Genomic DNA, 23,596 nt, shown 5'->3' with positions numbered 1-23,596 from the left:
TCGAGATATACGAAAAAGCGAAAATACGAAATTTAAAAACGAAACCCTTTTCGCTCAATGCGCGCTATCGGCGCCCCCGGGCTGGTCAACACGGCCGCCGCCGCGCTAAGCGGGGATCGGAGGTGCGTCGATGGCCATCGAGCAACGTCACGAAGCGATTCTCGCGTTCGCCCGAAAGAGCGGACGCGTGACGGTCGAGGCCTTGTCGGACAGCCTGCAGGTCTCGCGCCAGACGATCCGCAAGGATCTGAACGATCTTTGCGACCAGGGGATGCTCAACCGCGTGCACGGTGGCGCGGTGATCGCGACCGGCGGCGTCGACAATCTGGAATACGAGGCGCGTCGCGTCCTGGCCCGCGAGGCCAAGGAGGCGATCGGCGCGGCGGCGGCGGCCCTGATTCCCGAGCAGGCTTCGTTGTTCATCAATATCGGCACCACGACCGAGGAGGTGGCCCGCGCGCTGGCGGGGAGGTCGGGCCTGTTGGTAATCACCAACAATCTCAATGTCGTGGACATCCTGGCCCCGTCGCCGGGCATCGAGGTCATCGTGGTGGGCGGGCGCGTGCGCAGCGCCGACCGCGCCTCGGTCGGCGCTTTCGCGGTCGACTTCATCCGCAACTTCAAGGTCGATTTCGCCATCATCGGCGCCTCGGCCATGGATGAGGACGGCTCGCTGCTGGACTTCGACATCAACGAGGTTCAGGTCTCTCAGACCATCATCCAGAGCTCCCGCCGGGTGATCCTGGTCGCCGACAGTCAGAAGTTGGGGCGTCCGGCGCCCGTGCGGATCGGCCATATCGGCGACGTCCACGTCTTCGTCACCGACCGGCTGGAAAGCCCCGACCTGGCCGCTAAATGCAAGGCCCGCGGCGTTCGGGTCATCGAGGCCGCGCCGAATCCGTCGCTCTAGATTCAATCCGGCCGTGCCGACGCGTCCGACGCCTATCCGGCGTTCAACCTTTTCCCGGCGCATCCCCTTGTTTCAGAACCCTTGACCCTCGCGGCGCGCTGCTTTCGCCGCGCGCCAAATTCGCAACGCAAACGAAAGATCATTTGCTCGATCGTCATTCCTGTGATTTATCATTTTAATGCACCGCCAACGCGGCGCGAAGAATGAGATCGCACGGCCGCGCCGAGGCGACCTTTCCGCATTCTGGAGGGAACAATGATCTGCAAGAGCGACGGCGGTCGGAGCCGCACCCTTGGCCTTAAGCTGATGATGGGCGCCAGCGCGATTGGCCTGGCCATGCTGGCCGGCGCCGCCCAGGCGCAAACCGCGCCCTCGCAAGACACCACGGTCGAGGAAGTCGTCGTCACGGGCCTGCGCGGCAGCCTGAACCGTTCCATCGACGTCAAGCGCAACTCGTCGGTGATCGTCGACTCGATCGCCTCGGAAGACCTGGGCAAGTTCCCCGACACCAATGTCGCCGAGTCGCTGCAGCGCATCACCGGCGTCTCGATCGATCGTAGCGGCGGCGAAGGCCGTTTCGTCACGGTCCGCGGCTTTGGACCGTCGTTCAACGAGCTGCTGCTGAACGGCCGCACCCTTGCCACCGAAAACCCCGGTCGCCAGTTCAGCTTCGACATGCTGCCCGCCGAGCTGATTTCGGGCGCCGACGTCTACAAGACGACCAATTCTGCGCTGCAGGAAGGCGGCATCGGTTCGACCATCAATCTGAAGACCGCTCGCCCGTTCGACAGCAAGGGCCAGCGCATCGTCCTATCGGCCCAGGGCAATTACGAGGATCTGTCGGGCAAGGCCTCGCCGAACCTCTTCGGCCTGTATAGCAACACCTTCATGGACGGCCGCCTGGGCGTGCTGGGCTCGGTTTCATTCCAAGAGCGCAAGGCGCGGATCGATTCCGCCAACACCAGCGGCTACTACGCCACGTCGGTCGGCGGGCAGACCGTCTACATGCCGCAGGACTATAACCAGTATTCCGACACCGAGGATCGCAAGCGCACTTCGGTCACGGGCACGGTTCAGTATCGCGCCACGGACAACCTGACCTTCACGGTCGACGGCATCTACAACAAGTTCACCGTCAAATCGAACACCAGCCAGGTCGGGCACTACTTCTCGCCGGGCAGCATCAGCAACGTGAAGCTGGACTCCAACAAGACGGTGGTGGCCTTCGACCAGAACGCCGACGCCCACTCCGACTTCGTCTCGCGGACGTTCAACCGCCCGACGAACCTGAAGGCGCTGGGCTTCAACGCCGACTGGAATCCGACCGACCTGATCAACGTCAAGTTCGACAGCTCGTGGTCCAAGGCCGAGAACAACAACGGCGGCAACGAGATCTTCGCCGTCGTCGGCATCCCGAACACCGTCCACTTCGACAACACCGCCGGCGGCCTGCCCACCCTGACGACGGGCAAGAGCTATTCGGACCCGAACGCGGTGGGTAAGGCCCACTTCGCTACCCGCCAGGGTTCGAACTACGGCGAGGAGGTCTATGAGAACCGCCTCGATGCGACCTTCAAGACCGACTACGAACACTTCACGGCCGTCCGCGTCGGCGGCATCTACACCGATCGCAAGAAGACCAACCAGCTGGTGCAGTCCAGCTCGGACATCTGGTGCACCTATTGCGGCTACGGCGTCTCCGTGCCGGCGGGCCTGCTGAAGAGCTTCGCCCCCAGCGGCTTCCTGGACGGCGAGGGCGGCAACTTCCCGCGCCAATGGCTGAGCTTCAATTCCGAGGACTATTTCAAGTTCCTAGAAAGCCAGGCGGCCGCCAACGCCGAGGACGTGGTCAAGGGCCAGCCGGTCGGCACGTCCTATGCCGCCCTGCAGAAGACCAACGGCTTCGCCGCCACGCCGCAGTCCAGCTCCTACAACGTGCATGAGAAGGTCGCGGGCGGCTACATCCAGGCCGACTTCGCGGGCGATATCGGCGGCTTGCCCACCAGCGCGACGCTGGGCGTGCGCTATGTCCACACCCAGCTGACCTCCAGCGGCCAGACCCAGACCCTGCTGGATCTGACGCCGATCGCCGGCGACAGCACGCTGTACAACGCGGCCCTGACCGGTTCCTCGCCGGTGTCGAAGTCCTCGAGCTATGACGACTTCCTGCCCAGCCTGAACGTCAAGATGGACCTGCGTGACGACATGGTCGCGCGCTTCGCCGCCTCCAAGACGGTGACGCGTCCCAACCTGACCGATCTGGCGCCGCAGCTGAACCTGATCTCGACCCGCCCAGGCAACCTGTCGGCCAGCGGCGGCAATCCGGACCTGAAGCCCTACAAGTCGACCAACTTCGACGTCTCCTACGAGTGGTACTATCAGAAGTCGGGCTTCTTCACGGTCGGCGCCTTCTACAAGAAGCTTGACGATTTCATCGTCGTCAGCAGCGCGCCGGAAGTGTTCACGATCAGCAACTCGGCCAATCTGGCGGCGTTCTCGGGCGGCAAGGCGACCTTCAATGTCAGCCGTCCGCGCAACGTCGGCAGCGCCAACGTCTACGGCCTGGAAGTCGGCTTCCAGCACACCATGGACTACCTGCCCGCGCCGTTCGACGGTCTGGGCGTGACTCTGAACGCCACCTTCGTGAAGTCCAGCGCCAACGACTCCGGCTTCGCCCTGGAAGGCCTGGGCAACAGCCAGAACGCGGTGCTGTTCTACGCCAAGGGTCCGATCGAGGTGCGCGTGGCCTACAACCACCGCGACGGCTTCCTGTCGACCCAGTCCAACTCGACGGGCGGTCTGCCGATCTACACCAAGACCGCCGGTCAGTTCGACGCCCAGGCGACCTACCAGATCAACGACAACTTCTCGGTCTTCGTCGAGGGCACCAACCTCAACGACGCCAAGACCCAGACCTATGGCCTCTACGCCAACCAGTTCCTGAGCCTCGTCGAGACCGGTCCGCGCTACGCGGTCGGCGTTCGCGCGAAGTTCTAACCAAGATCGGTCGGGGGCGCCTGTCGCCTCCGGCCGTGTCCGGCGCCGCCTGCGGCGCGTTTCTTCCCCAACTTGCGAGGGGCGGGCTTTGCGAAGCCCGCCCTTTTTTTGCTTCTGGTCTCAGCCCTGTCGCGTCAGGCGCAGGATGAAGCTGGCCTGCGGATGCATACGCGGGAGTTGCAGGCCCACGCACATCAGGCTGCGACCGTCCAGCACGACCCCTTCGCGCAGCGTGTCGACGAGCGGAGAGCGCGTGGTCAGCGCCTTGGGCCACACCAAACGCACCGAGTAGCGCGCATCGGCGTCCAGGCCCGCCAAGCGCAGACGGCCGGCGAAATAGGCGTCCTGCTCGCGGATCAGGGTGTAGGCGAACACCGCCTCGGAGCCGTCCGTGGCGACGACGCCGAAAGCGTTCTCGTTGGCCGGACGATCCAGGCGATGCAGGTCGCCCGTGTGGATCAGGCCGCGCAGCGCCTTGTGCAGCGCCACGCCCTCGGCCAGTTCGGCGCGCTCCTCGTCTGTCAGCGCCAGCAGGTTCGCCTCGATGCCGAAGTGGCCGAACAGCGCGGTGGAGACCCGCGTGGCCATCGACACGCGCCGGCCAGTGATATGGCAGTCGGTCGGGCCGACGTGGGCGCCCATCAGTTCGGCGGGCAGAAACAGCGACGCGCCCTTCTGGATCGACAGGCGGTCCAAAGCATCGTTGCTGTCCGAGGTCCAGACGCGGTCGGTGCGTTCCAGCACCGCGAAGTCGGCCCGGCCGCCGCCCGAGGCGCAGCTTTCGATCTCGACCGCCGGATGGGCGGCGCGAAGGCGATCCAGAACCGCATACAGACCCAGCACATGGGCGTGCGCGCCCGGCGCGCCGTCCTGTCCGCCGGGGTGGCTGATATCGCGGTTCATGTCCCACTTGAGGTAAGCGATCGGATGCTCGGTCAGCAGGGCGTCCAGGCGGTCGTACATGTAGTCCCGCACCTCGGTCCGGCCGAAGTCGAGGACCAGCTGGTTGCGGAACGACAGCTGCGGGGCCGGCGGGCAGCCCAGCACCCAGTCGGGATGGGCGCGGAAAAGGTCGCTTCGCGGATTCACCATCTCGGGCTCGACCCACAGGCCGAACTCCATGCCGGCCGCCAGGACGCGATCGACCAGCGGCTTGAGGCCGTTCGGATAGATCTCCTCGTCGACATGCCAGTCGCCCAGGCCGGCGGTGTCGTCTCGTCGACCCTTGAACCAGCCGTCGTCCAGCACGAACCGCTCGGCCCCGATCGCGGCGGCGGCGTCGACCAACTGGGCCAGACGGTCCTGATCGTGGTCGAAATAGACCGCCTCCCACGTGTTGTAATGCACCGGACGCGGCTTGGCCCGCAGGCGCGCGTGTTCGGGACGCGCCCGAACGAAGTCGTGATAGGCCCGGGAGAGGCCGCTCAGACCCCCATCGGAATAGCCGGCGTAGAGCTTGGGGCTGTCATAGGTCGCGCCCGGCGCCAGCCGCAGTTCGCCCGGCATGAACAGCTCGCCCATCTGCACGAAGGCGCGAGCGTCCGACAGGGTCTCGGCATGGATGCGGTGATTGCCGCTCCAGCCGAGGTGGAAGCCAAAGACCTCGCCGGTCGCTTCGCTGGCCGGCGCGCATTCGGCGATCAGGCCTGGGAAGGCGTCGTGCGAGGTGCGGCCGCGACGGTTCTCGCGGACCATGGCGCCCTGGCCGAACGGCGTGCGACGCATCTGGAACTCGCCCGACCAGCGTCCATCCAGATGGATCAGGTGCGAGGCTTCAGGCGGGAGCGGCAGGGTCGGGGCGGCGCAGGCCTCGACCTCCAGGGTGCGCGCGCCGGTATTGGTCAGCTGGGTCGAGGCCACGAGGATGTCCTGGTCGGGCGCCAGCGCTAGGCGGTGGACTAATCGCAGGCCGTTGTGGTCGTCGACCGAGACGATCTCCGCCACGCCCGGCGCGATCGCGTCCACGCTGGCGATCCGCGTGAAAGTGGCCCAGCCCTGGCCGTCGCGATGCGCCCGCAGGCCCGGCGCGCCGGGGAAGCCTTGGCCCAGCAGCGGCGTCAGCGCCAGCGGCGGCGGAACCTCGGGCGAGCAGGGCGCGGCCTCGCGGGTCGCCATCAGGACCAGGTCCATCGGGTCCAGATCCGCCGCCAGGCGCGGTCCCCAGTGCAGCACGGCCGGCGCGTCGCCCCGGCAGTCGACGATGAGGCTGGTGGCCTTGCCATCAAGCCTGACGAACGGGGCGGACTGGGAAGCGGACATCGACGTGCCTTTGACTCGGGCGTGAATTAAACAGGCGTCCAAAGCGGAACGGTTGACGCTGTTTTTTTGTAGGATAAATACGATCGAAGGAAAAGCGGCGGCCTTCGCGCGTCGCCACGATCGATGTCGCGCGAAGCGATGCGTCGGAGGAAACCATGCTTGGCGTTTGCTACTATCCGGAACAATGGCCGACCAGCCTCTGGCGCGAGGATGCGCGCCGGATGAAGGCGCTGGGCCTGACCTATGTCCGGATCGGCGAGTTCGCCTGGTCGCGGTTCGAGCCCGAGCCCGGCGTCTATGACTTCGCCTGGTTCGACGAGATCATCCAGATCCTGGGCGAGGCCGGTCTGAAAGTCGTGATCGGCACGCCGACGGCGACTCCGCCCAAGTGGCTGATCGACCGTCATCCCGAGATCCTGCCCGTCGACCCCGAGACAGGCCGGGTTCGGGGCTTTGGCTCGCGGCGTCACTACGACTTCTCCAGCCCGGTCTATCGGCGCGAAAGCGATCGCATCACCCTGGCTCTGGCCGAACGCTATGGCCATAACCCGTATGTCGCCGGCTGGCAGACGGACAACGAGATCAGCTGTCACGACACCACCCTCAGCGCCTCGCCGGCCGCCAAGGCGGGTTTCCAGGCCTGGTGCGCGGCGCGCTATGGCGACATCGACGCGCTGAACACCGCCTGGGGCAATGTCTTCTGGTCGATGGAGTATCGGAGCTTCGACGAGATCGAACTGCCGGTCGACGCGGTCACCGAGACCAACCCGGCGCACCGCATGGCCTATCGCCGCTATTCGTCCGACCAGGTGGTGGCCTTCCACGACGCCCAGGTGAAGATCCTGCGCGCCCATTCGCCCGGCAAGTTCGTCACCCACAACTTCATCCCGATGAACGAGACGGGGGTCGACAATCATGCCTTGGCCGCCGACCTCGACTTCGCCGCCTACGACAACTATCCCCTGGGCCGCACCGACCTGCTGATGGCCGGCGACGGCGCGGAGGTCTTCCGGCCTTACATGCGCACGGGCCATCCGGACTTCGGGACCTTCTTCTTCGATCAGACGCGTGGTCTCGCGCCCGGCGCCTTCTGGATCATGGAGCAGCAGCCCGGGCCGGTGAACTGGGCCAACCACAATCCGCGCCCGGCGCCGGGCATGGTGCGGCTGTGGACCCTGGAAGCCTTCGCCCACGGGGCTGGCGTGGTCAGCTATTTCCGCTGGCGTCAGGCGCCGTTCGCCCAGGAGCAGATGCACGCGGGTCTGCTGCGCCCGGATAGCAGCCAAGCCGCCGCCTGGCCGGAGATCGAGGCCGTCGTGCGCGATCTGGCGGCTCTGGACCTCGATCAATACCCGACCGCGCGCGCCAAGGTGGCGCTGATGGTCGATGTCCAGGCGCAATGGCTGGGCGAGATCGAACGTCAGGGCCGCAGCTACGACTACACCCACATCCTGCTCGATCACTATCGGGCCCTGCGCGCGCTCAGCCTGGATGTCGACTTCGTGCCGCCCGAGGGCGACGTGTCGGGCTACGCCCTCGTCGTGATCCCGGCCCTGGCCACGCCAAGCGCCCGGACGATCGCCAACCTGAAGGCCAGTTCGGCCTTGGTGGTGTTCGGGCCGCGTTCGGGCGCCAAGACCGACGACGTGACACTGCCCGAGGGCCTGCCGCCCGGCGCCTTGCGCGAGCTGCTGCCGATCCGCGTGCTGTCGGTCGAGACCCTGCGCCCCGACTGTCCCGACGCCATGATCTGGAACGGCAAGACCTATCCCAGCGCCACCTGGCGCGAGGAGATCGAACTGGCGGGCGAGGCCGAGGTGGCGGCGCGCTACGCCGACGGCGGCGCGGCCATCGTGCGCGCGGGCAAGGCGATCTATGTCGCCAGCCTCAGTGACCGGGCGTTCCTGACCGACTTCCTGGAAAGCCTTTGCGCCGAGGCCGGCGTCGCGACCCAGCGCCTGGACGCCAAGGTCAGGGTTCGTCGTCGCGGCGACCTGACCTTCGCCTTCAATTACAATGAAGAGCCGGTCCCCGCGCCGGCGCCAGCGGGCGCGGTCTTCGTGCTGGGCGGCGCCCTGATCGGTCCGCGCGACGCGGCCGTCTGGAAGGCGCCCGCGTGATGCGCCTGGCGGGGATCTTCCTGGCGCTCCTCCTGGCCTCGCCGCTGGCGGCGCGAGCGCGGGCGCTCGCGGACGGCCCGGCGCTTTCCGCCCCTGGCGCCTATCCGGTTGGCGTCCGGACCCTGATCCTGACCAATCCCGACCAGCCAGACCTGCTGGCCAGCGACCTGGCCGCCGGCAAGCTGGCGCGTCGCGACCGCGTGCTGCCGGTGACCATCTGGTACCCCTCGACCAAACCCAAGGCTGGCGCGGCCCAGGTTCGCTACATGCAGCCCGGAGCGACGCCAGACGCGCCGTCCGTGTTCTACCGCGCCGGCGGCGCCTATCCGGACGCCGCCCCGGTGCGCGGCCAGCACTTTCCTCTGGTGGTGCTGTCCCACGGCTATCGCAACTGGGCGACCAGCTTCGCGGACCTGGCCGAGAACCTGGCCTCGAAGGGCTATGTGGTCGCCTCGATCGAGCACCGTGACCTCGAGCCCAAGACTCTGAGCAACCCTCAGCTTTCGTTCGCCACCACGGTGATCACCCGCGTCGCCGACCAGCGCTTCGTCATCGCCGAACTGGCCCGGCGCGCGGGGGAGGGGCCGCTGAAGGGCGTCTACGATCCGGACGACGTGGCCCTGATCGGCTATTCCATGGGCGGTTTCGGCGCGCTGACCACCATGGGCGCGGGCCTGGATCCGCAAGGTCCGCTCTACAAGTTGGCGCCGTTCGGTCTGCTGAAGCCGTTCAGCGCCCTTGATCCTGGCTTCGCCGCCGGCTTGCCCCGGAACGTCAAGGCGATGGTCGCCCTCGCGCCCTGGGGCGGCGCGCCGCCGCTGCGGGCCTGGAGCGCCGAGGGGCTCGCGGGCGTGACGGTCCCGACTCTGCTGATCGTCGGCGACCAGGATGACGTCAGCGGTTATGACCCCGGCGTCGCCTGGCTCTACGCCAACCTGACCCACGCCGACCGTCGGATGCTGGTCTACGAGAACGCCCGCCACAACATCGCGCTGGACGGCGTCACGTCGGCCCAGACCCAGAGCTTCGAGGCCATCGAGCGCCACGAGGAACCCGTCTGGCGGCGCGATCGCATTCTGGCGATCAATCGCCATTTCATCACCGCCTTCCTGGACGAGCGCCTGAAGGGCGACGCCGCGCACGGCGCCTATCTGACCGTCGCGACCGCGCGCGCCGCCGATGGAACCTGGCCGCTGGCGCCCGGCGCCTCGGTGGGCGATCGCTTCGCCGCGCCGAACGACGCCGGGACCGCCCAATACTGGCCCGGCTTCCAGCGTCGCTGGGCCCTGGGCCTGCGCCTCATGCACGCCGCGCCCGACAAAGCCGCGCTAAAATAAGAACCATCGGAAACGCCCCGCCATGCATCTGCAAACCACCCAAGCCTGGATCGCCGCCGGGCTGACCGCCCTGATCGGGCTGATCACCTATCTGAAGTGCCGGGGTCAGGGCCGCGGCGTCGAGGGCGGCAACAAGGAGTTCTTCCTGGCGGGCGGCGGACTGAACTGGCTGTTCATCGCCGGCTCGATCACCATCACCAACCTGTCCACGGACCAGCTGGTCGGCATGAACGGCAACCAGATGGCCTTGCTGGCTTGGTGGGAGCTGTCGGGCGTGGTGGGCCTGTCGATCCTGGCCTGGGTGTTCCTGCCGATCTACTACAAGAACAACTGCACCACGGTGACCGAGCTTCTGGAGAAGAAGTACAAGAACGTCGGCATCCGCTCGACGATCGGTACGATCTTTCTGGTCGGCAATGTCTTCATCTACCAGCCGATCACGCTCTACACCGGCGCGCTGATGATGAAGTCGATGTTCGGGCTGCAGATCCCGATCATGACCCTGGCCCTGGTCTTCGCGGTGGCGGGCTCGCTGTACGCGATCTTCGGCGGCCTGCGCGCCGTGGCCATCACCGACACGTTCAGCGGCATCCTGCTGCTGGGCATGTGCATGCTGGTGGTGTTCCTGTCGCTGAAGGCGATTGGCTTCGACTTCAGCGGCATCCCGCACGAGCGGCTGACCATGATCGGCGGCAACAATTCGCCGCTGCCCTGGCACGTGCTGCTGACGGGGATGATCTTCATCCAGATGTTCTATTGGTCGACCAACCAGACCATCACCCAGCGCGCCATGGCCGCGCCGAACCTGAAGGAAGCCCAGAAGGGCGTCGTCGCCGCGACCATCGTCCGCCTGCTGATCGTGCCGCCGATGGTCGTCATTCCAGGCATCGTGTCGTACAAGCTGTTCGGCCACCTGGGCGACGCGGCCTATGGCAAGATCGTCTGGCACGTCCTGCCCAACTGGATGTCTGGCATCTTCGCCGCCGCCATCGCCTCGGCGGTGCTGGCCCACTTCGCCAGCGTGCTGAACTCGTCCGCCGCGCTCTATGTCTGCGACATCCACGAGAAATATGTCCAGCCGAACCCGAACGTGCCGCGCCTGAGCATGTTGGTCAGCATCGCCTTCGTCGTCGTGTCGCTGGTGCTGGTGCCGATCTATGACGGCGCGGACAGCATCATCAATCTGGTCCAGAAGCTGAACGGCCTGACCAGCATGCCGGTGCTGTCGGTGTTCATCGTCGGCCTGCTGTTCCGCAATGTCGATCCGCGCGCCGCCATCGCGGGCCTGATCTTCGGCGTGGCGCTGTACGCGGTGTTCAGCTTCGCCTGGACGCCCCTGCACTACATCCACATGATGTTCATCACGCTCTGGACCACGGTGGCGTTCTCGCTGAGCCTGAACCGTTGGGTCTTCGGCAAGCGGGCGGAGTTCATTCTCCCGCGCAAGCCGGCGGCGGCGTAAAGCCGTCGCGCGGCGGCGAGGCTCAGGCCTTCAGTCGCCGCGCAGCACGGGCGCGGGGCGTCGGGATAGCGCCAAGCCGGCGGCGATCAGGCCGCCGACGGTGGTCACGCCGGTCGCGCCCGCCAGCAGCGACAGCACGCCCCGCCAGTCGACGCTCCAAGTGGCCTGGAACACCTTGACCACCACCGGCCAGGCCGCCGCGAAGCCGAAGAGAACGCCGGCCGCGCCCGCGATCAGGCCGACCGCGCCATATTCGATAACGTAGGCCGTCAAAACCTGGGCGCGCGTGGCCCCCAGGACCTTCAGCGTGGCGGCCTCGCGGGCCCGGGCCCGGGCGCCGGCCGCGATCGCGCCGGCCAGCACCAGCAGGCCCGCCAGTCCGGCGACGGCCGCCGCGCCGCGAACCGCCAGGGCCAGGCGATCGAACAGGGCCGCGGCGGCGTCCAGCTGTTCGCGCACGCTGATCACGTTCACGCCCGGAAACGCCTGGCCCAGCTTCCGGGTCAAAGTCGCCTCGCGATCTCGGTCCAGGCGGGCGATGGCGACGCTGCGCAGGTCGGCGCCCTCCAGCGTCGCGGGATTGAAGATCAGGGCGAAGTTGGGTCCGAAGCCGCCGAAGTCCACCTTGCGCAGCACCGCGACGCGGGCCTCGATCTCTCGACCGAGGATCAGGACCGTGATCGTGTCGCCGACCTTCAGGCCGGCGGCCTCGGCGATCTCGACGTTCAACGCGACCTGGGGCGGGCCCGCATAGTCGGCGGTCCACCATCGGCCGGCGACGGTCCCTGCCTGTTGAGGCGCGCTGGCCAGCAGCGACAGGCTGATATCGTTGTCGAACGCCCAGCGCTCGGACGGCCTGATGGCCTGGACATCGACCGGCTTGCCCTTCAGGGCGACGATCCGCCCCGTCGCGAAGGGCATTCTGAGATACCGGTCCGCGTTCAGCGGTCCCGTGACGCTGGCCACGGCGGCGTCGAAAGCGGCGGCGCGGTCGGCGGGGATCTCGGTGAACACCATGGCCGGCGCGGTGCGGGGGGCGACGTCGCTGACCTGGGCCAGAAGCGCTGACTGGATCAGGACCACGCACGCCAGCAGCGCGACGCCAAGGCCGATCGCCGGGCTGGCGGTCCTGGCCGCCGAACCCGGACCCGCCAGATTGGCCAGGCCCAGCTTGGCCGGACCGCGCGTCAGGCCACGCGCCTTGCCGGCCGTCCAGGCGGCGGCGCGGCCGAGCACCGCCAGCAGGCCAAAGGCGACGGCGACGCCCGCGATCATGATCGCGGCGGCTAGCGGCGTGGGCGCGGTCGCCACGGCCAGGACGGCCAGTCCGGCGCCGGAGAGGAGCGCGCCGATCGTCTCCATGCCCACCGGCAGGCGGGCCTTGGGCGCTCGACGAAACAGGGCCGAAGGCGGCGTCGCCCGCGCTCGCGCCAGGGGGATCAGCGAGAACGCCGCCGCCGCCAGGAGGCCGAACAGCCCCGCCTTGGCCAGCGGCCAGGGATAGACCGCGAAGAGGGCGGGGATCGGCAGGCTCGAGCCCGCGATCTTGCCGAGGATCAGCGGCGCGACGCCGCCCACGATCAGGCCCAGGGCGACGCCCAGCAGGGCCAGGACGCCGATCTGGATCAGGTGGAGATCGCGGATCAGACCGCTCTCGGCGCCCAGCGCCTTCAGCGTCGCGATGGCCGGCTCGCGGGCCGACACATAGGCCGAGACCGCTCCGGCCACGCCCAGACCGCCGGCGACCAGCGAGGCCAGTCCGATGAAGCCCAGGAAATATTCCAGTTGGTCGATCAGTCGCCGCGCCCCGGGGGCGCTGTCCAGCCGGTCCCGAACTCGAAGGTGGGAGTCCGGCAGCGCCGCCTGGACGGCCTTGCCGGCGGCGCGGGGGTCCTGGCCGGGCGGCAGGGCGATCCTGACCGCGCGATTGGACAGTCCGCCGGGCGCCAGCAAGCCGGATCGTTCCAGCACGTCGCGACGCACCAGCACGCGCGGCCCCAGCGAGAAGCCTCGAGACAGGCCGTCGGGCTCGCTGATCAGCCGGGCGCGGGCGACCAGGGTCATGGACCCGGCCTCGAACGTGTCGCCAAGCTTCAGGCCCAGGCGGTCCAGCAGCGCCGGTTCGACCGCCGCGCCGGGCAGGCCGTCTCGATCAGCCAGGGCGGCGGCGAGACTCTGCGCGCCCTCCAGCTTGACGGCGCCCGCCAGCGGAAAGCGGTCGTCGACCCCGCGCAGGCTGACCAGCCGTCGCTCGCCGTTGGGCGCCTGGGCCATGGCGCGGGCGCCGGCCGCGTAGCTGGCCACGCCCAACCGGTCGAAGGTCGCGCGCTCCTTGTCGGTGAAGTCGCGATTCTCGACCGAAAAGGAGAGGTCGCCGCCCAGGATTTCGCGGGCTTGGCTGGCCAGCCCCTGGCGAAAGGCCTCGGCGGTCGAGCCGGCGGCGGCGATGGCGGCGACGCCCAGCGCGAGACACGCCAGGAAGATCCGAAAGCCGCGCACGCCCGAGCGCAATTCCCGAGCGGCCAGCCGGAAGGCGAGGGGGGCTTTCATCGTCACGCCGTGACGCGCCCGTCGGCCATCCGCACGATGCGGTCGGCGCGGCTGGCCAGGGCTGGATCGTGGGTGACCATCACCAGCGCCGCGCCGAGCTCGGCGACGAGGCTGAACATCAGATCGGCGACCGAGGCGGCGGTGGCGCCGTCCAGGTTGCCGGTCGGCTCGTCGGCGAACAGCAGGGCCGGGCGGGCCGCCAGGGCGCGGGCCAGGGCGACGCGCTGCTGCTCGCCCCCGGACAGCTGGTGCGGATAGTGGGTCAGGCGCCCCGAGAGCCCGACACGGCCCAGCCAGTCGCGCGCTACGGAGAGGGCTTCGCGCGCGCCGGCGATTTCCAGCGGCGTGGCGACGTTCTCCTCAGCGGTCATGTTGGGCAGCAGGTGGAAGGCCTGAAACACCAGGGCCGCGCGGCCGCGACGCAAACGCGCCCGGCCGTCCTCGTCCAACTTGGCCAGGTCCTGCCCGAACAGGCGCGCCGTTCCGGCGGTGGGCTCCTCCAGCCCGGCGCCGACGGCGATCAGCGAGGACTTTCCCGAGCCCGACGGACCGATCACGGCCACGCGCTCTCCGGCGCTCACGACCAGGTCGACGCCGCGCAGAATGTTCACCGGGCCGGCGGCCGAGGGCAGGGTCAGCGTCACCGCGTCGAGCACCAGCGGCGCGGCGGGTTGGGCGTCGTCGGTCATATCGCTTCCTGTAGGGGTGGTCTTGTCCGGCCGGTCGACGACCTACATAGGAAGGCATGACCTCGACCGCACAGCGTTTTCCAGATCGCCGCCGATTTCTGATCGGCCTGGGCCTGCTGACCCAGATCGCCGCCGCGCCGAAGCCGCCGGTCATCACCGTGCTGGGCGATTCCATCACCGCCGGTCTGGGTCTGCCGGCGCGTGACGCCATGCCCGCTCAGCTTCAGGCCGCGTTGGCCCGACGGGGTGTTCCGGCGATCGTTCGAGCGGCCGGCGTTTCGGGCGACACCAGCGGCGGGGGGCTGGCGCGGGTCGGCTTCAGCGTCGCGGGCGACACGCGGCTCTGTGTCGTGGCCCTCGGCGGCAACGACCTGTTGCAAGGCGTCGAGCCCGCCCAGACCAAGGCCAATCTGCGCGGGGTTCTCGCCAAGCTGAAGGCGCGGAACATCGGGGCCGTGCTGGTGGGCGTCAGCGCGCCCCCAGCGATCGGCGCGACCTATGCCCGCGAGTTCAACGCTCTCTATCCGAGCCTGGCGCGAGAGTTTTCGGTCCCGCTTTACGCCAACATCCTGGCGGGCGTGGGCGGCAACCCAGCCCTGTTGCAGAAGGACGGCATCCACCCGAACGCCGAGGGCGCTCGGCGGATCGGAGAGGCCCTCGCGCCCGTCGTCGCCAAGGCCTTGAAGGCCCGCGCGGCCTAGAAAGGCGCCACTGGGGTGTCGCGGCCCGCGATCCACGCGATCCGCTCCGCGTCCTACAGCTTGACGAACGGCGCGAGCAGGCGACCCAGCCGACCGGGCAGGACGATCTGACCGTCGAGCGCGGCCACGCACAGGCACGGCGCGCTGGAGACCACGCGAGGCTGGTGCGTCACATTGGGGTCGGCTTCCTCGAAGTCGCCCCGCGAGAACACGCCATCCTCGGTGGCGTAGGCGCCTTCGATGACGCAGGTCAGCTCCACGCCGCCATGGGTGTGACGGGGCGCCGACTGGCCAGGGGCGATGCGCAGCAGGATCACGCGGCAGTCGCCGTCTCGGGGCCCCAGAACGTCGCGCACGTGAACGCCCGGACCCAGCCAGCGCCAGGGGCCAAGCGCGAAGCCGCGCAGAGGGGCCGGAAGGCTGGGGTCCGCCGTGCGCGGAACGGGCGGAGCAATGTCCGAGGCGTCGTCCAGGCGCGCCATCACGCCATCCAAGGCGTCGGGCTCCAGGCCGCTCGGGGCCAGATCGTCCAGCATAGCGCCGCCGACGGCCTCGCCAAGTTCTGCCCAGGCGCGGGTCTCGGGGCGAAGGGCGAGGTGCGTGGCCACGACCACGGCCTCGGGGACGCTCAGGGTGCCGGCCGCGAAGGCCAGCAGTCGCTCCTCGCTGGGGTGGCGTCTCGCGCTCATGCCGAGGCCCCCGCGTCTCGCTCGATAAAGGCGCGCAGCTTCATCATGCCAAACCGAATCCTGGCCTTGATGGTGCCCAGCGGAACCCCGAGGGTCTGGGAAATCTGGGCGTGGGTCTGTTCTTGGAAAAACGCCATTTCAATTGCTAGGGCTTGTTCAGGGTTCAAGGTCCGCATCGCGGCGCGAATCCTTTGGGCGTCCTCGGCGCCGCACAGGATGGCGTCGGGCTGTTGTGGCTCTTCCATGCCGAAGGTGGGATCCAGCTCGTAAAGGGTCGAAGACCCTCGCCGCAGGTTATCGATCCTGAGGTTCCGAGCGATGGTGAAGATCCAGGCCGCGGCGGAGGCGCGCGCCGGGTCGAACATGTGCGCCTTGCGCCACACCAGCAGCATGGCTTCCTGCGCAAGCTCCTCGGCCGCCGAGGGCGTTGAGCCGCTGCGCATCAGGAGCGTCTTCACGCGCGGGGCGTAGTGCTCGAACAGCTCCGCGAACGCCGCGCGATCGCGCGTCTGGGCGACGCGCGACAGCAGACCATCATAGGCGCGCGCCGAGGACGTCACCGAACGTGCGCCATGGCGTCGAGCTTCCGCGTGTCGATTCGCATACATGACCACTATACGGGCCAAGCCTTGCCCCGGATGGATCCAGGATACGATTTTCACGACGAAATCGTTCCGGGGTGTCCCGTCAAAAGGCGCGGCTGAAATATGCCGCCCGAGACACATCCGATCGGACGGTCCACCCGTAGCTCAACAGACGTAAGCCGACACCGCGTTCTGGAGCCGCCGATGCCGAGCCCTTCGTTTTTCCGTCCTCTTTTCCGCCGCCTGTTGGCGGGGCTGGCGGCCGCCAGCCTGGCTTTAGTCGCGCCCGCCCTGGCCTTCGCGACGACCGGGCCAGAGCCGCGCCAGGCGATCGACATCGATCGCTTCATGGGGCGCTGGTACGAGATCGTCCGTACACCCAATGATCGTCAGCGCAATTGCCATGGCGCCTATCAGGTCTGGGCCAAGGCGCCCAAGGACGGGTTTCACATCGATCAGGTCTGTCACGTCGGGGATCGTGACGGCCCGCAGCGTCATGTCGCGACCTCGGCCCGGATCGTCGATCCGACGACCAACGCCAAGTTCGAGGCCAGCTTCTTTGGCGGCCTCATCCGTCGCCAGTACTGGGTGATCGACCACGGCGACAACTACGGCTGGATGATCGCCAGCACCGCCGACGGCAAGTTCGTGGCGCTGTTGGCGCGCACGCCCGGCCTTCCGGCCGCCAAGCTGGCCGCCCTCAAGTCCCGCATCCGCGCCCTCGGCTTCGACAATACGCTCCAGGACGTGGGCCTGGATCGCGCGCCGTGAGAAGCTTGCGGCTGGTTCTGGGCGACCAGCTGAGCAGGACCCTGTCCGCCCTCGAAGGCGCGCGGCCCGGCCACGACGTCATCCTGATGGTCGAGAGCCGGGTCGAGGCCAGGGCCTGGAAGCATCACAGGCAAAAGCTGGTTCTGGTCTGGTCTGCGATGCGGCAGTTCGCCGAGGGACTGCGGCGCGAAGGCCTGGACGTCCGCTATGTCGGTCTGGACGATCCCGACAACACGGGCTCGATCGAAGGCGAGATCCGCCGCGTCTTGAGCGAGGGCGGCTTTGATCGCGTGATCCGAACCGCCTGCGGCAAGTGGGCGCTGGAGGCGCGTCTGTCGGCGCTCGATCTCGGCGTGCCGATCGAGACGCGCGAGGACGACCGCTTCATCTGTTCCCGGGCGGCGTTCGCGGGCTGGGCGGCGAACCGGCGCGAGCTGCGGATGGAGTACTTCTACCGCGAGATGCGCCGTAAGACCGGGCTGTTGATGGACGGCGACCAGCCCGCCGGCGGTCGCTGGAACTTCGACGCCGACAATCGCCGCAAGCTGCCGGCCGGCGTCCGTCCTCCGGATCGGCTGCGCGTGACGCCCAACGCCGTCACGCGCGCGGTGATCGGGCGGGTCAGTGAGGGGTTCGAGGACCATTTCGGCGCCGTCGAGCCTTTTGGCTGGCCGACCAACGCCGAAGAGGCCGAGGCCGCCTTCCAGCATTTCCTGAACGATATGCTGCCCGCGTTCGGCGATTGGCAGGACGCCATGGCCTGGGGGCGTCCTTTCCTCTGGCACGGTCTGATCTCGCCGGCGCTGAACATCGGTCTGCTGGATCCTTTGGATATCTGTCGGCGCGCGGAAGCGGCCTACCGACAAGGGCGCGCGCCCCTGAACGCGGTCGAGGGCTTCATCCGCCAGATCATCGGCTGGCGGGAGTTCGTGCGCGGCGTCTATTGGCTGAAGATGCCAGAATATGGTCGCCTCAACGCCTTGGACGCGCGCGGCGCGCTGCCTGGCTTCTACTGGTCGGGCCAGACCGACATGGCGTGCGTCGCCGACACCGTGCGTGCGGCGCACGACCACGCCTACGCGCATCACATTCAGCGGCTGATGGTGACGGGCAATCTGGCGATGCTGCTGGGAGTCGATCCCGACGCGGTCGATGACTGGTACATGGTCGTGTTCGCCGACGCCTACGAATGGGTGGAGATGCCCAATACGCGCGGCATGGCCACGTTCGCGGATGGCGGCGTCGTCGGGTCCAAACCCTACGCGGCTAGCGGCGCCTATATCGATCGGATGAGCGACTACTGTCGGGGCTGTCGCTACGACGTCAAGGATCGGCTGGGCGACAACGCTTGCCCGTTTAACGCCCTCTATTGGGACTTCCTCGACCGCAACCTGACGCGGCTACGGGGACAGGGGCGTATGATAATGCCCTTGCGGACCTTGGAGACCATGGCCGAGACCGAGCGCCAGGCCTGCCGCCGAAAGGCCGCCCGAACGCGGGAGGCGATGGGGGTGATCGCCGCCAGCGATGCGGCGGCGATCACTTGATCCTCAAGTTCAGCGATCTTGGGCTCGGTTCGTTAGGCCACCGATCCTGGAATCCACCAGAGCCCCGACCGCAGAGGCGGTTCCGCTGGCGAACGCGCCCCAGGCCAGGTCGATGAAGGTGATGCGCCAAGTCCAGACGCGCATCACCGCTTGGCAAGTGAGGTCATAGGTCCCATAGGCGACCAGGCCCAGGAACACGCCGGCCGACAGCGCCTTGGTCCAGGACGCGCCCCGCGCCGGCGCGACGCAGAAGCGCGTCAGGCCGGCGACGTACAGCGCGTAGAACAGCATCGCCGGCGCGAGCCGCACGGTCTCGCCCAGGATCGGGTCGAGGGTCGGCCGATAGACGCCAGGCCCCGCCAGCGTCAGAAAGCAGGCGTCCAGCAGCAGGAAGGCCAGAGCCGTCGCGACGTAGGAGACGAGCGTTCTCATGCCTTGGCCGCCGGTCGCAGGCGATAGTGGCTGACGCCCCATTCCTCGCCGCCCGCGTGGCCGAACAGCCCGGCGGTCGACAGGAAGAACAGCCGCCAGCGACGGGTCCACAGCTTGGCGTCCTTGCCATAGACCTCGCGCATCACCTGGCCGATCTCCTCGGCGTGCCGGTCGAAATTGGCCAGCCAGTCCTCGGCCGTCTTGGCGTAGTGCGAGCCGTTCCACACCCAGTCCGCCTCGACGGTGAACAGGTCGTCGAACTGGCGGATCAAGCCGTGGCTAGGCATCACGCCGCCGGTGAAGAAGTGCTGCGCGATCCAGTCGGCCGGATCATTGACGTCGAAGCGGTAGGGCGTCGTCCGGTGGCTGAAGACGTGGATGAACAGGGCGCCTTCGGGCTTCAGCCAGCCGTGGACGCGGGTCAGGAGCTCGCGCCAGTTGGCCATGTGCTCGAACATCTCGACCGAGACCACGCGATCGAACCGCTGGCTCGGCGCGAAATCATTCATGTCGGCTGTGACGATGGTCAGGTTCGACAGACCCAGCGCTGCGGCGCGGCCCTCGATGAAGGCGCGCTGCGAGGCGGAATTGGAGACGCTGGTGATCCGGGCGTTGGGATAGTGCGCGGCCATCCACAGGCTCAGCGAGCCCCAGCCGCAGCCCAGTTCGAGAATAGCCTGACCGTCTTCGAGGTCGGCGTGGGCGCAGGTGGCGCTGAGCGCCGCGATCTCGGCCTGGGCCAAGGTCTCGTCGCCCCTGGGGTAGAGACAGGAGGAGTATTTCAACCGAGGGCCCAGCACCCGCTCGAAGAAGGCGTCCGGCAGCTCGTAGTGCTGGTCGTTGGCGGCCTTGGTGTGCTCTGCGATGGGACGTCGCGCCATCTCGCGGGCGAATTCGGCGTCGATCTCGGCGGCCGAGCCCTGAAGGCCGCGACGCGCCCCCTCGACGAGGAAGCTGACGGCGGCGCGGCGCAGGGCGTCGGGCAGCGGCGCGCCCTCGAAGGCGTTGATGACGGCGGCGACGGTGCTCATGTGTTGCTCTCCTTGGGCGGGCGGGGAAGGAAGGGGCTGACCCGGGCCTGATAGCGGCGATAGGCCTCGCCCTTCGAGGCGACCATGGCGGCCTCCAGCGGCGGCACGCCCGTACCGAACCGCAGGATGGCGAACATCACGATCGGCGCGATGAGGGACAGCCAGCTCCACGGGTCGGCCAGGTTCAGGGCGATCACCGGATAGGCGATCCAACCGACGAACTCGAACAGGTAGTTGGGGTGCCGCGACCAGGCCCACAGGCCGGTGTCGCAGACCTGGCCCCGATGGGCGGGGTCGGCCTTGAAGCGCTTCATCTGCTCGTCCGCCATGCCTTCTCCGAGGATGGCGCCGAGGAGGATCACGAGGCCCAGCGCGTCGGCGGGGCGGAAATCGGGCGCGGGTTGTCGCGCGGCGAACAGGATGGACACCGCCAAGAGCGCCGTGGCCGGAGCCTGGATCAGCATCAAACCGACCATGCGCCGGGGAAAGCTGTCGCCCCACTCCTTGCGCAACTGAGCATAGCGGACGTCCTCGGCCCCCTTGGCCACGCGGATCGCGACATAGGTTCCAAGACGCAGCGACCAGGCGGCGACCAGCGCGGCGATCATCATCTGGCGCCAGCTGGGCCCGCTCGCGCCCGCCATGGGAGCCAGGGCGGCCAGCGCGCAGGTCGCGCCTGTTCCGTAGGTCCAGAACACGTCCGTCCAACCGCCATTGTTGGCCGCGCGCTGAACGAACCAGCCGCAGCCCATGATGGCGAGCATCGCGATCAAGATGGCGGCGAGGAGCGGGATCACCGGTCCGCCTCCGCCAGCCGCGCGCGCATGAAATCGGTGCTGTCCCTCAAAACCGGGGCCAGGAAACGCAACGGCGCGGCGACGGCGCCCATCAGAAGCGCGTGGTCCAGGCCCTTATAGGTCCGGGTTTCGACGATGCCGCCGGCGGCGCCGACCCGCTGGGCCATCCGGGTCGTATTGCCCGGGTCCACCACCTTGTCGCCCGCGTCGGTGACGAGCAGCAGGGGCGGGGACCGGCCATCGACATGGTTGATCGGCTGGGTGTCGGGACGCTGGCCTTCCGGCCCGAAGATGATCTTCAGCCGGTCGCTGCGCAGTGGTAGAAAGTCATAGGGGCCGGCCAAGCCCACGACGCCCTTCAGGTCGCGCTCGGGCGCCATTCCAACCGCCGCCAGCCAGCGCCGATCCGTCGCCAGGGTCACGGCGTTGTAGGCGCCGGCCGAATGGCCCATCAGGAAAAGCTTGTGGGCGTCGCCGCCATATTCGGCGATGTGCGCCTTGGTCCAGGCGACCGCCGCGGCGCTGTCCTGCACGAACGCGGGCCACCGCGCCTCGGGATAGATCCGATAGTCCGGAACCACGGCGACGAAGCCCTCGCGCGCCAAGGCCGCGCCGGCGAAGGCGTAGTCGTCCTTCTTTCCGGAGTCCCAACCGCCGCCGTAGAAGAACACCACCACCGGGGCGTGACGGTCGGCGCGGGCGTTGCGATAGATGTCCAGCTTGCCGCGTTCTCCGCCGGCATAGGCGATGTCGCGAGTAATGGTCACCCCGCCCCTGGGCTGCAGCGCGTTGACGGTCGCCAGGCCCGAGCAGCCGCTCAAGGCGCTGGCGCTCAGCACGGCGCCCAGCACCTTCCATCCTTTCGCGATGGTCATCAAATCCCTCACGACATCGATCGTCTTCAGGAGATACGGCCCGCCTCCCGGCTTGGATGAACAACGTCTTAAAGTTCCGCGCCGACGTCGCGCCCGCTCGGGGCGAGGCGCGAAACCGTAGCGATCACAAGGCCTTCGCGTCGCTCGAAAGCGTGGCTGAACGGGTAGTTGGAAACGCCATTACTGTAGAGTTTTCAATCTATTACATTTGATATTGACCGAAACGTCGGTCGGCTCGGCGCCGTTCTTTCCCACGATCCGTCGCATCGTTCGAGGGCGATGCGCTGGCGGATTTCACGCACAATGGGAAACGCCTCTATGGCCAAGCAGGAAGACAACGACGCCAAGCCGGCGTCGAACGCCGCGGCGTCGGGAAGCGACGAAAAGCAGACACAGGCCTCCGCGACCCAGAGCCCGACCTCGGGCGCCGCATCCACCCAGGCGACGTCGTCCAAGACGACCGAGGCCGGGGTGACGACGGCCGACGGCATCGAGCTGTTGAAGGCCGACCACCGCAAGGTCGAGGCCTTGTTCAAGGACTACGAAAAGGCCGCGCCGGCCCGCAAGACCGCCATCATCCGCGAAGCTTGCGCCGAACTGATCGCGCACACGCGTCTGGAGGAGGAAATCTTCTATCCCGCCTGTCGCGAAGCGGCGTCCGATGACGAGCCGCTGAACGAAGCCCAGGTGGAGCATGACGGGGCCAAGGTCCTGATCGCCGACCTGCTGGCCAGCGACGAGGACGATCCGTACCGCGACGCCAAGTTCAAGGTGCTGTCCGAGCAGATCAAGCATCACGTGGCCGAGGAGGAGAAGCCGGGTTCCGGCATCTTCGCCAAGGCCCGGGCGGCCGGCGTCGATGTCGAGGCGCTGGGCCGCGAACTGCGCCAGCGCAAGGAAGCGCTCACGGCGCGCGGCGGTCGTCCTCGACCGACGCCCCTGGTGGCGCTCGAGATTTCAGACTTCTCCCAAGGCCAACAACAGGAGGATCCCATGGCCAGACAACAAGGCGGTCGCGACCGCGACGATCAGGGCCGCTTCACCAGCGACGATCGGGGCCGGTCTCGCGGTCGGGACGACGAGGATCGCGGCTACCGGTCGCGTGGACGTGACGACGACGATGGGCGTGGCTGGTACGGCGACTCGGAGGGGCATTCCGAAGCCTCGCGTCGTGGCTGGGCCGCGCGTCGGGGCGGCGAGTCCCGCAGCTTCCGCGACGACGACGATCGCGGCGGTTATCGCTCGCGCTCCAACGAACGCGACCGTGACGAGTACGGACGCTTCGTGAGCGACGATGATCGCGGCGGCTATGGATCGCGGGGGCGCGACCGAGACGAGTACGGCCGGTTCGCCGGCGACGACGATCGTGGCGGCTCGCGCTCTCGCGGCCGTGACGATGAGGGACGCGGCGGTCGCGACCGCGGCCAGGGCGGCTGGTTCGGCGATAGCGAGGGACATTCCCGCGCGGCTCGCCAACGCTGGGAAGACGACGATCGCGGCGGCCGTGGGCGCGGAAGCAACGACCGGGACCGCGACGAATATGGCCGGTTCGCCAGCGACGATGATCGCGGCGCGCGCTCGCGCGGCCGTGACGACGATGACGATCGCGGCGGCCGCGGTCGCGGACATGGCGGCTGGTTCGGCGACAGCGAGGGCCACGCCCGCGCCGCGCGTCGAGGCTGGGAGGACGACGACCGAGGCGGCTCGCGCTCGCGCGGCCGAGACGATGACGACGACCGGGGCGGCCGAGGCCGCGGTCGTGGTCAGGGTGGCTGGTTCGGCGATAGCGAAGGTCACGCCGAGGCCGCCCGTCGCGGCTGGGAAGACCGCCGCTAGGCCCACGGC

General features: G+C 68.1%; 18 protein-coding genes. 9 read left to right on the top strand and 9 right to left on the bottom strand.

Translation table 11 applies throughout. The features are described from left to right. The first annotated feature begins 130 nt into the window (after window positions 1–130). Entirely contained in the window at window positions 131–910 is a 780-nt protein-coding gene (locus OR37_RS07565) for a DeoR/GlpR family DNA-binding transcription regulator (RefSeq protein ID WP_004617750.1), read from the top strand. 255 nt (window positions 911–1,165) lie between these two features. Then, a complete protein-coding gene (locus tag OR37_RS07560) occupies window positions 1,166–3,907 on the top strand; it encodes a TonB-dependent receptor (RefSeq protein ID WP_004617748.1) in 2,742 nt (913 codons plus the stop codon). Between the two features lie 120 nt (window positions 3,908–4,027). Here the strand turns inward: OR37_RS07560 and OR37_RS07555 are convergent, their stop codons facing one another. Further along, the gene (locus tag OR37_RS07555) at window positions 4,028–6,166 is read right to left on the bottom strand and encodes an alpha-galactosidase (RefSeq protein ID WP_004617746.1); all 2,139 of its coding nucleotides are present in this window, start codon (window positions 6,164–6,166) and stop codon (window positions 4,028–4,030) included. Between the two features lie 155 nt (window positions 6,167–6,321). Here OR37_RS07555 and OR37_RS07550 point away from each other — a divergent pair, with 155 nt between their 5' ends. The 3 genes from OR37_RS07550 to OR37_RS07540 are packed head-to-tail and all read left to right on the top strand — an operon-like array spanning window position 6,322 to window position 11,085. After that, window positions 6,322–8,286 (top strand): beta-galactosidase, encoded by a 1,965-nt coding sequence (locus OR37_RS07550; protein ID WP_004617744.1) that lies wholly within the window; start codon window positions 6,322–6,324, stop codon window positions 8,284–8,286. Beyond that, a complete protein-coding gene (locus OR37_RS07545; protein ID WP_004617742.1) occupies window positions 8,286–9,623 on the top strand; it encodes an alpha/beta hydrolase family protein in 1,338 nt (445 codons plus the stop codon). The genes OR37_RS07550 and OR37_RS07545 overlap by 1 nt, the downstream gene beginning before the upstream one ends. A gap of 22 nt (window positions 9,624–9,645) precedes the next feature. Continuing rightward, entirely contained in the window at window positions 9,646–11,085 is a 1,440-nt protein-coding gene (locus tag OR37_RS07540) for an SLC5 family protein (protein WP_004617739.1), read from the top strand. A gap of 30 nt (window positions 11,086–11,115) precedes the next feature. Here OR37_RS07540 and OR37_RS07535 read toward each other — a convergent pair whose 3' ends face one another. Both OR37_RS07535 and OR37_RS07530 read right to left on the bottom strand, forming a co-directional pair. After that, window positions 11,116–13,635, bottom strand: coding sequence for an ABC transporter permease (locus OR37_RS07535; protein ID WP_004617736.1), 2,520 nt, complete (start codon window positions 13,633–13,635; stop codon window positions 11,116–11,118). A gap of 2 nt (window positions 13,636–13,637) precedes the next feature. Then, window positions 13,638–14,324, bottom strand: a complete 687-nt coding sequence (locus OR37_RS07530; protein ID WP_004617734.1) for an ABC transporter ATP-binding protein — start codon at window positions 14,322–14,324, stop codon at window positions 13,638–13,640. 56 nt (window positions 14,325–14,380) lie between these two features. Here OR37_RS07530 and OR37_RS07525 point away from each other — a divergent pair, with 56 nt between their 5' ends. After that, the gene (locus tag OR37_RS07525) at window positions 14,381–15,025 is read left to right on the top strand and encodes an arylesterase (protein WP_004617731.1); all 645 of its coding nucleotides are present in this window, start codon (window positions 14,381–14,383) and stop codon (window positions 15,023–15,025) included. A gap of 53 nt (window positions 15,026–15,078) precedes the next feature. Here the strand turns inward: OR37_RS07525 and chrR are convergent, their stop codons facing one another. Next, window positions 15,079–15,714: a cadmium/peroxide/UV radiation responsive anti-sigma factor ChrR gene (gene chrR / locus OR37_RS07520; RefSeq protein ID WP_004617729.1), complete on the bottom strand. Its 636-nt coding sequence runs from the start codon at window positions 15,712–15,714 to the stop codon at window positions 15,079–15,081. Then, window positions 15,711–16,328: a sigma-70 family RNA polymerase sigma factor gene (locus tag OR37_RS07515; RefSeq protein WP_035017084.1), complete on the bottom strand. Its 618-nt coding sequence runs from the start codon at window positions 16,326–16,328 to the stop codon at window positions 15,711–15,713. The genes chrR and OR37_RS07515 overlap by 4 nt, the downstream gene beginning before the upstream one ends. Before the next feature lie 174 nt (window positions 16,329–16,502). Between OR37_RS07515 and OR37_RS07510 the strand changes: the two genes are divergently transcribed. Both OR37_RS07510 and OR37_RS07505 read left to right on the top strand, forming a co-directional pair. After that, window positions 16,503–17,069 carry a lipocalin family protein gene (locus OR37_RS07510; protein WP_004617725.1) on the top strand — a complete coding sequence of 189 codons (567 nt, stop codon included), beginning with the start codon at window positions 16,503–16,505 and terminating at the stop codon, window positions 17,067–17,069. Beyond that, on the top strand, window positions 17,066–18,616 hold the full coding sequence (locus OR37_RS07505) for a cryptochrome/photolyase family protein (RefSeq protein ID WP_004617723.1): 1,551 nt from the start codon (window positions 17,066–17,068) through the stop codon (window positions 18,614–18,616). Before OR37_RS07510 ends, OR37_RS07505 begins: the two co-directional genes overlap by 4 nt. Before the next feature lie 9 nt (window positions 18,617–18,625). On the opposite strand, the gene OR37_RS07500 is transcribed toward OR37_RS07505, so the two are convergent. From OR37_RS07500 to OR37_RS07485, 4 genes are read right to left on the bottom strand one after another with little or no spacing between them, the layout of a single operon-like run. After that, entirely contained in the window at window positions 18,626–19,048 is a 423-nt protein-coding gene (locus tag OR37_RS07500; RefSeq protein ID WP_004617720.1) for a DUF2177 family protein, read from the bottom strand. Then, the gene (locus OR37_RS07495) at window positions 19,045–20,079 is read right to left on the bottom strand and encodes an SAM-dependent methyltransferase (RefSeq protein WP_004617719.1); all 1,035 of its coding nucleotides are present in this window, start codon (window positions 20,077–20,079) and stop codon (window positions 19,045–19,047) included. The genes OR37_RS07500 and OR37_RS07495 overlap by 4 nt, the downstream gene beginning before the upstream one ends. After that, complete coding sequence (locus tag OR37_RS07490; protein ID WP_004617717.1) at window positions 20,076–20,876, bottom strand: DUF1295 domain-containing protein; 801 nt, start codon at window positions 20,874–20,876, stop codon at window positions 20,076–20,078. Before OR37_RS07490 ends, OR37_RS07495 begins: the two co-directional genes overlap by 4 nt. Further along, window positions 20,873–21,751, bottom strand: coding sequence for an alpha/beta hydrolase (locus OR37_RS07485; RefSeq protein WP_004617716.1), 879 nt, complete (start codon window positions 21,749–21,751; stop codon window positions 20,873–20,875). Before OR37_RS07485 ends, OR37_RS07490 begins: the two co-directional genes overlap by 4 nt. A gap of 318 nt (window positions 21,752–22,069) precedes the next feature. Between OR37_RS07485 and OR37_RS21975 the strand changes: the two genes are divergently transcribed. Next, the gene (locus OR37_RS21975) at window positions 22,070–23,587 is read left to right on the top strand and encodes a hemerythrin domain-containing protein (protein WP_004617713.1); all 1,518 of its coding nucleotides are present in this window, start codon (window positions 22,070–22,072) and stop codon (window positions 23,585–23,587) included. Window positions 23,588–23,596 lie beyond the last annotated feature (9 nt).

The sequence above is a fragment of the Caulobacter vibrioides OR37 genome, assembly GCF_000372645.1.
Classification (GTDB): Bacteria; Pseudomonadota; Alphaproteobacteria; order Caulobacterales; family Caulobacteraceae; genus Caulobacter; species Caulobacter vibrioides_E.
The sequence above is the reverse complement of the archived record's forward strand: the minus strand, read 5'-3'. Positions and strand labels throughout refer to the sequence as shown.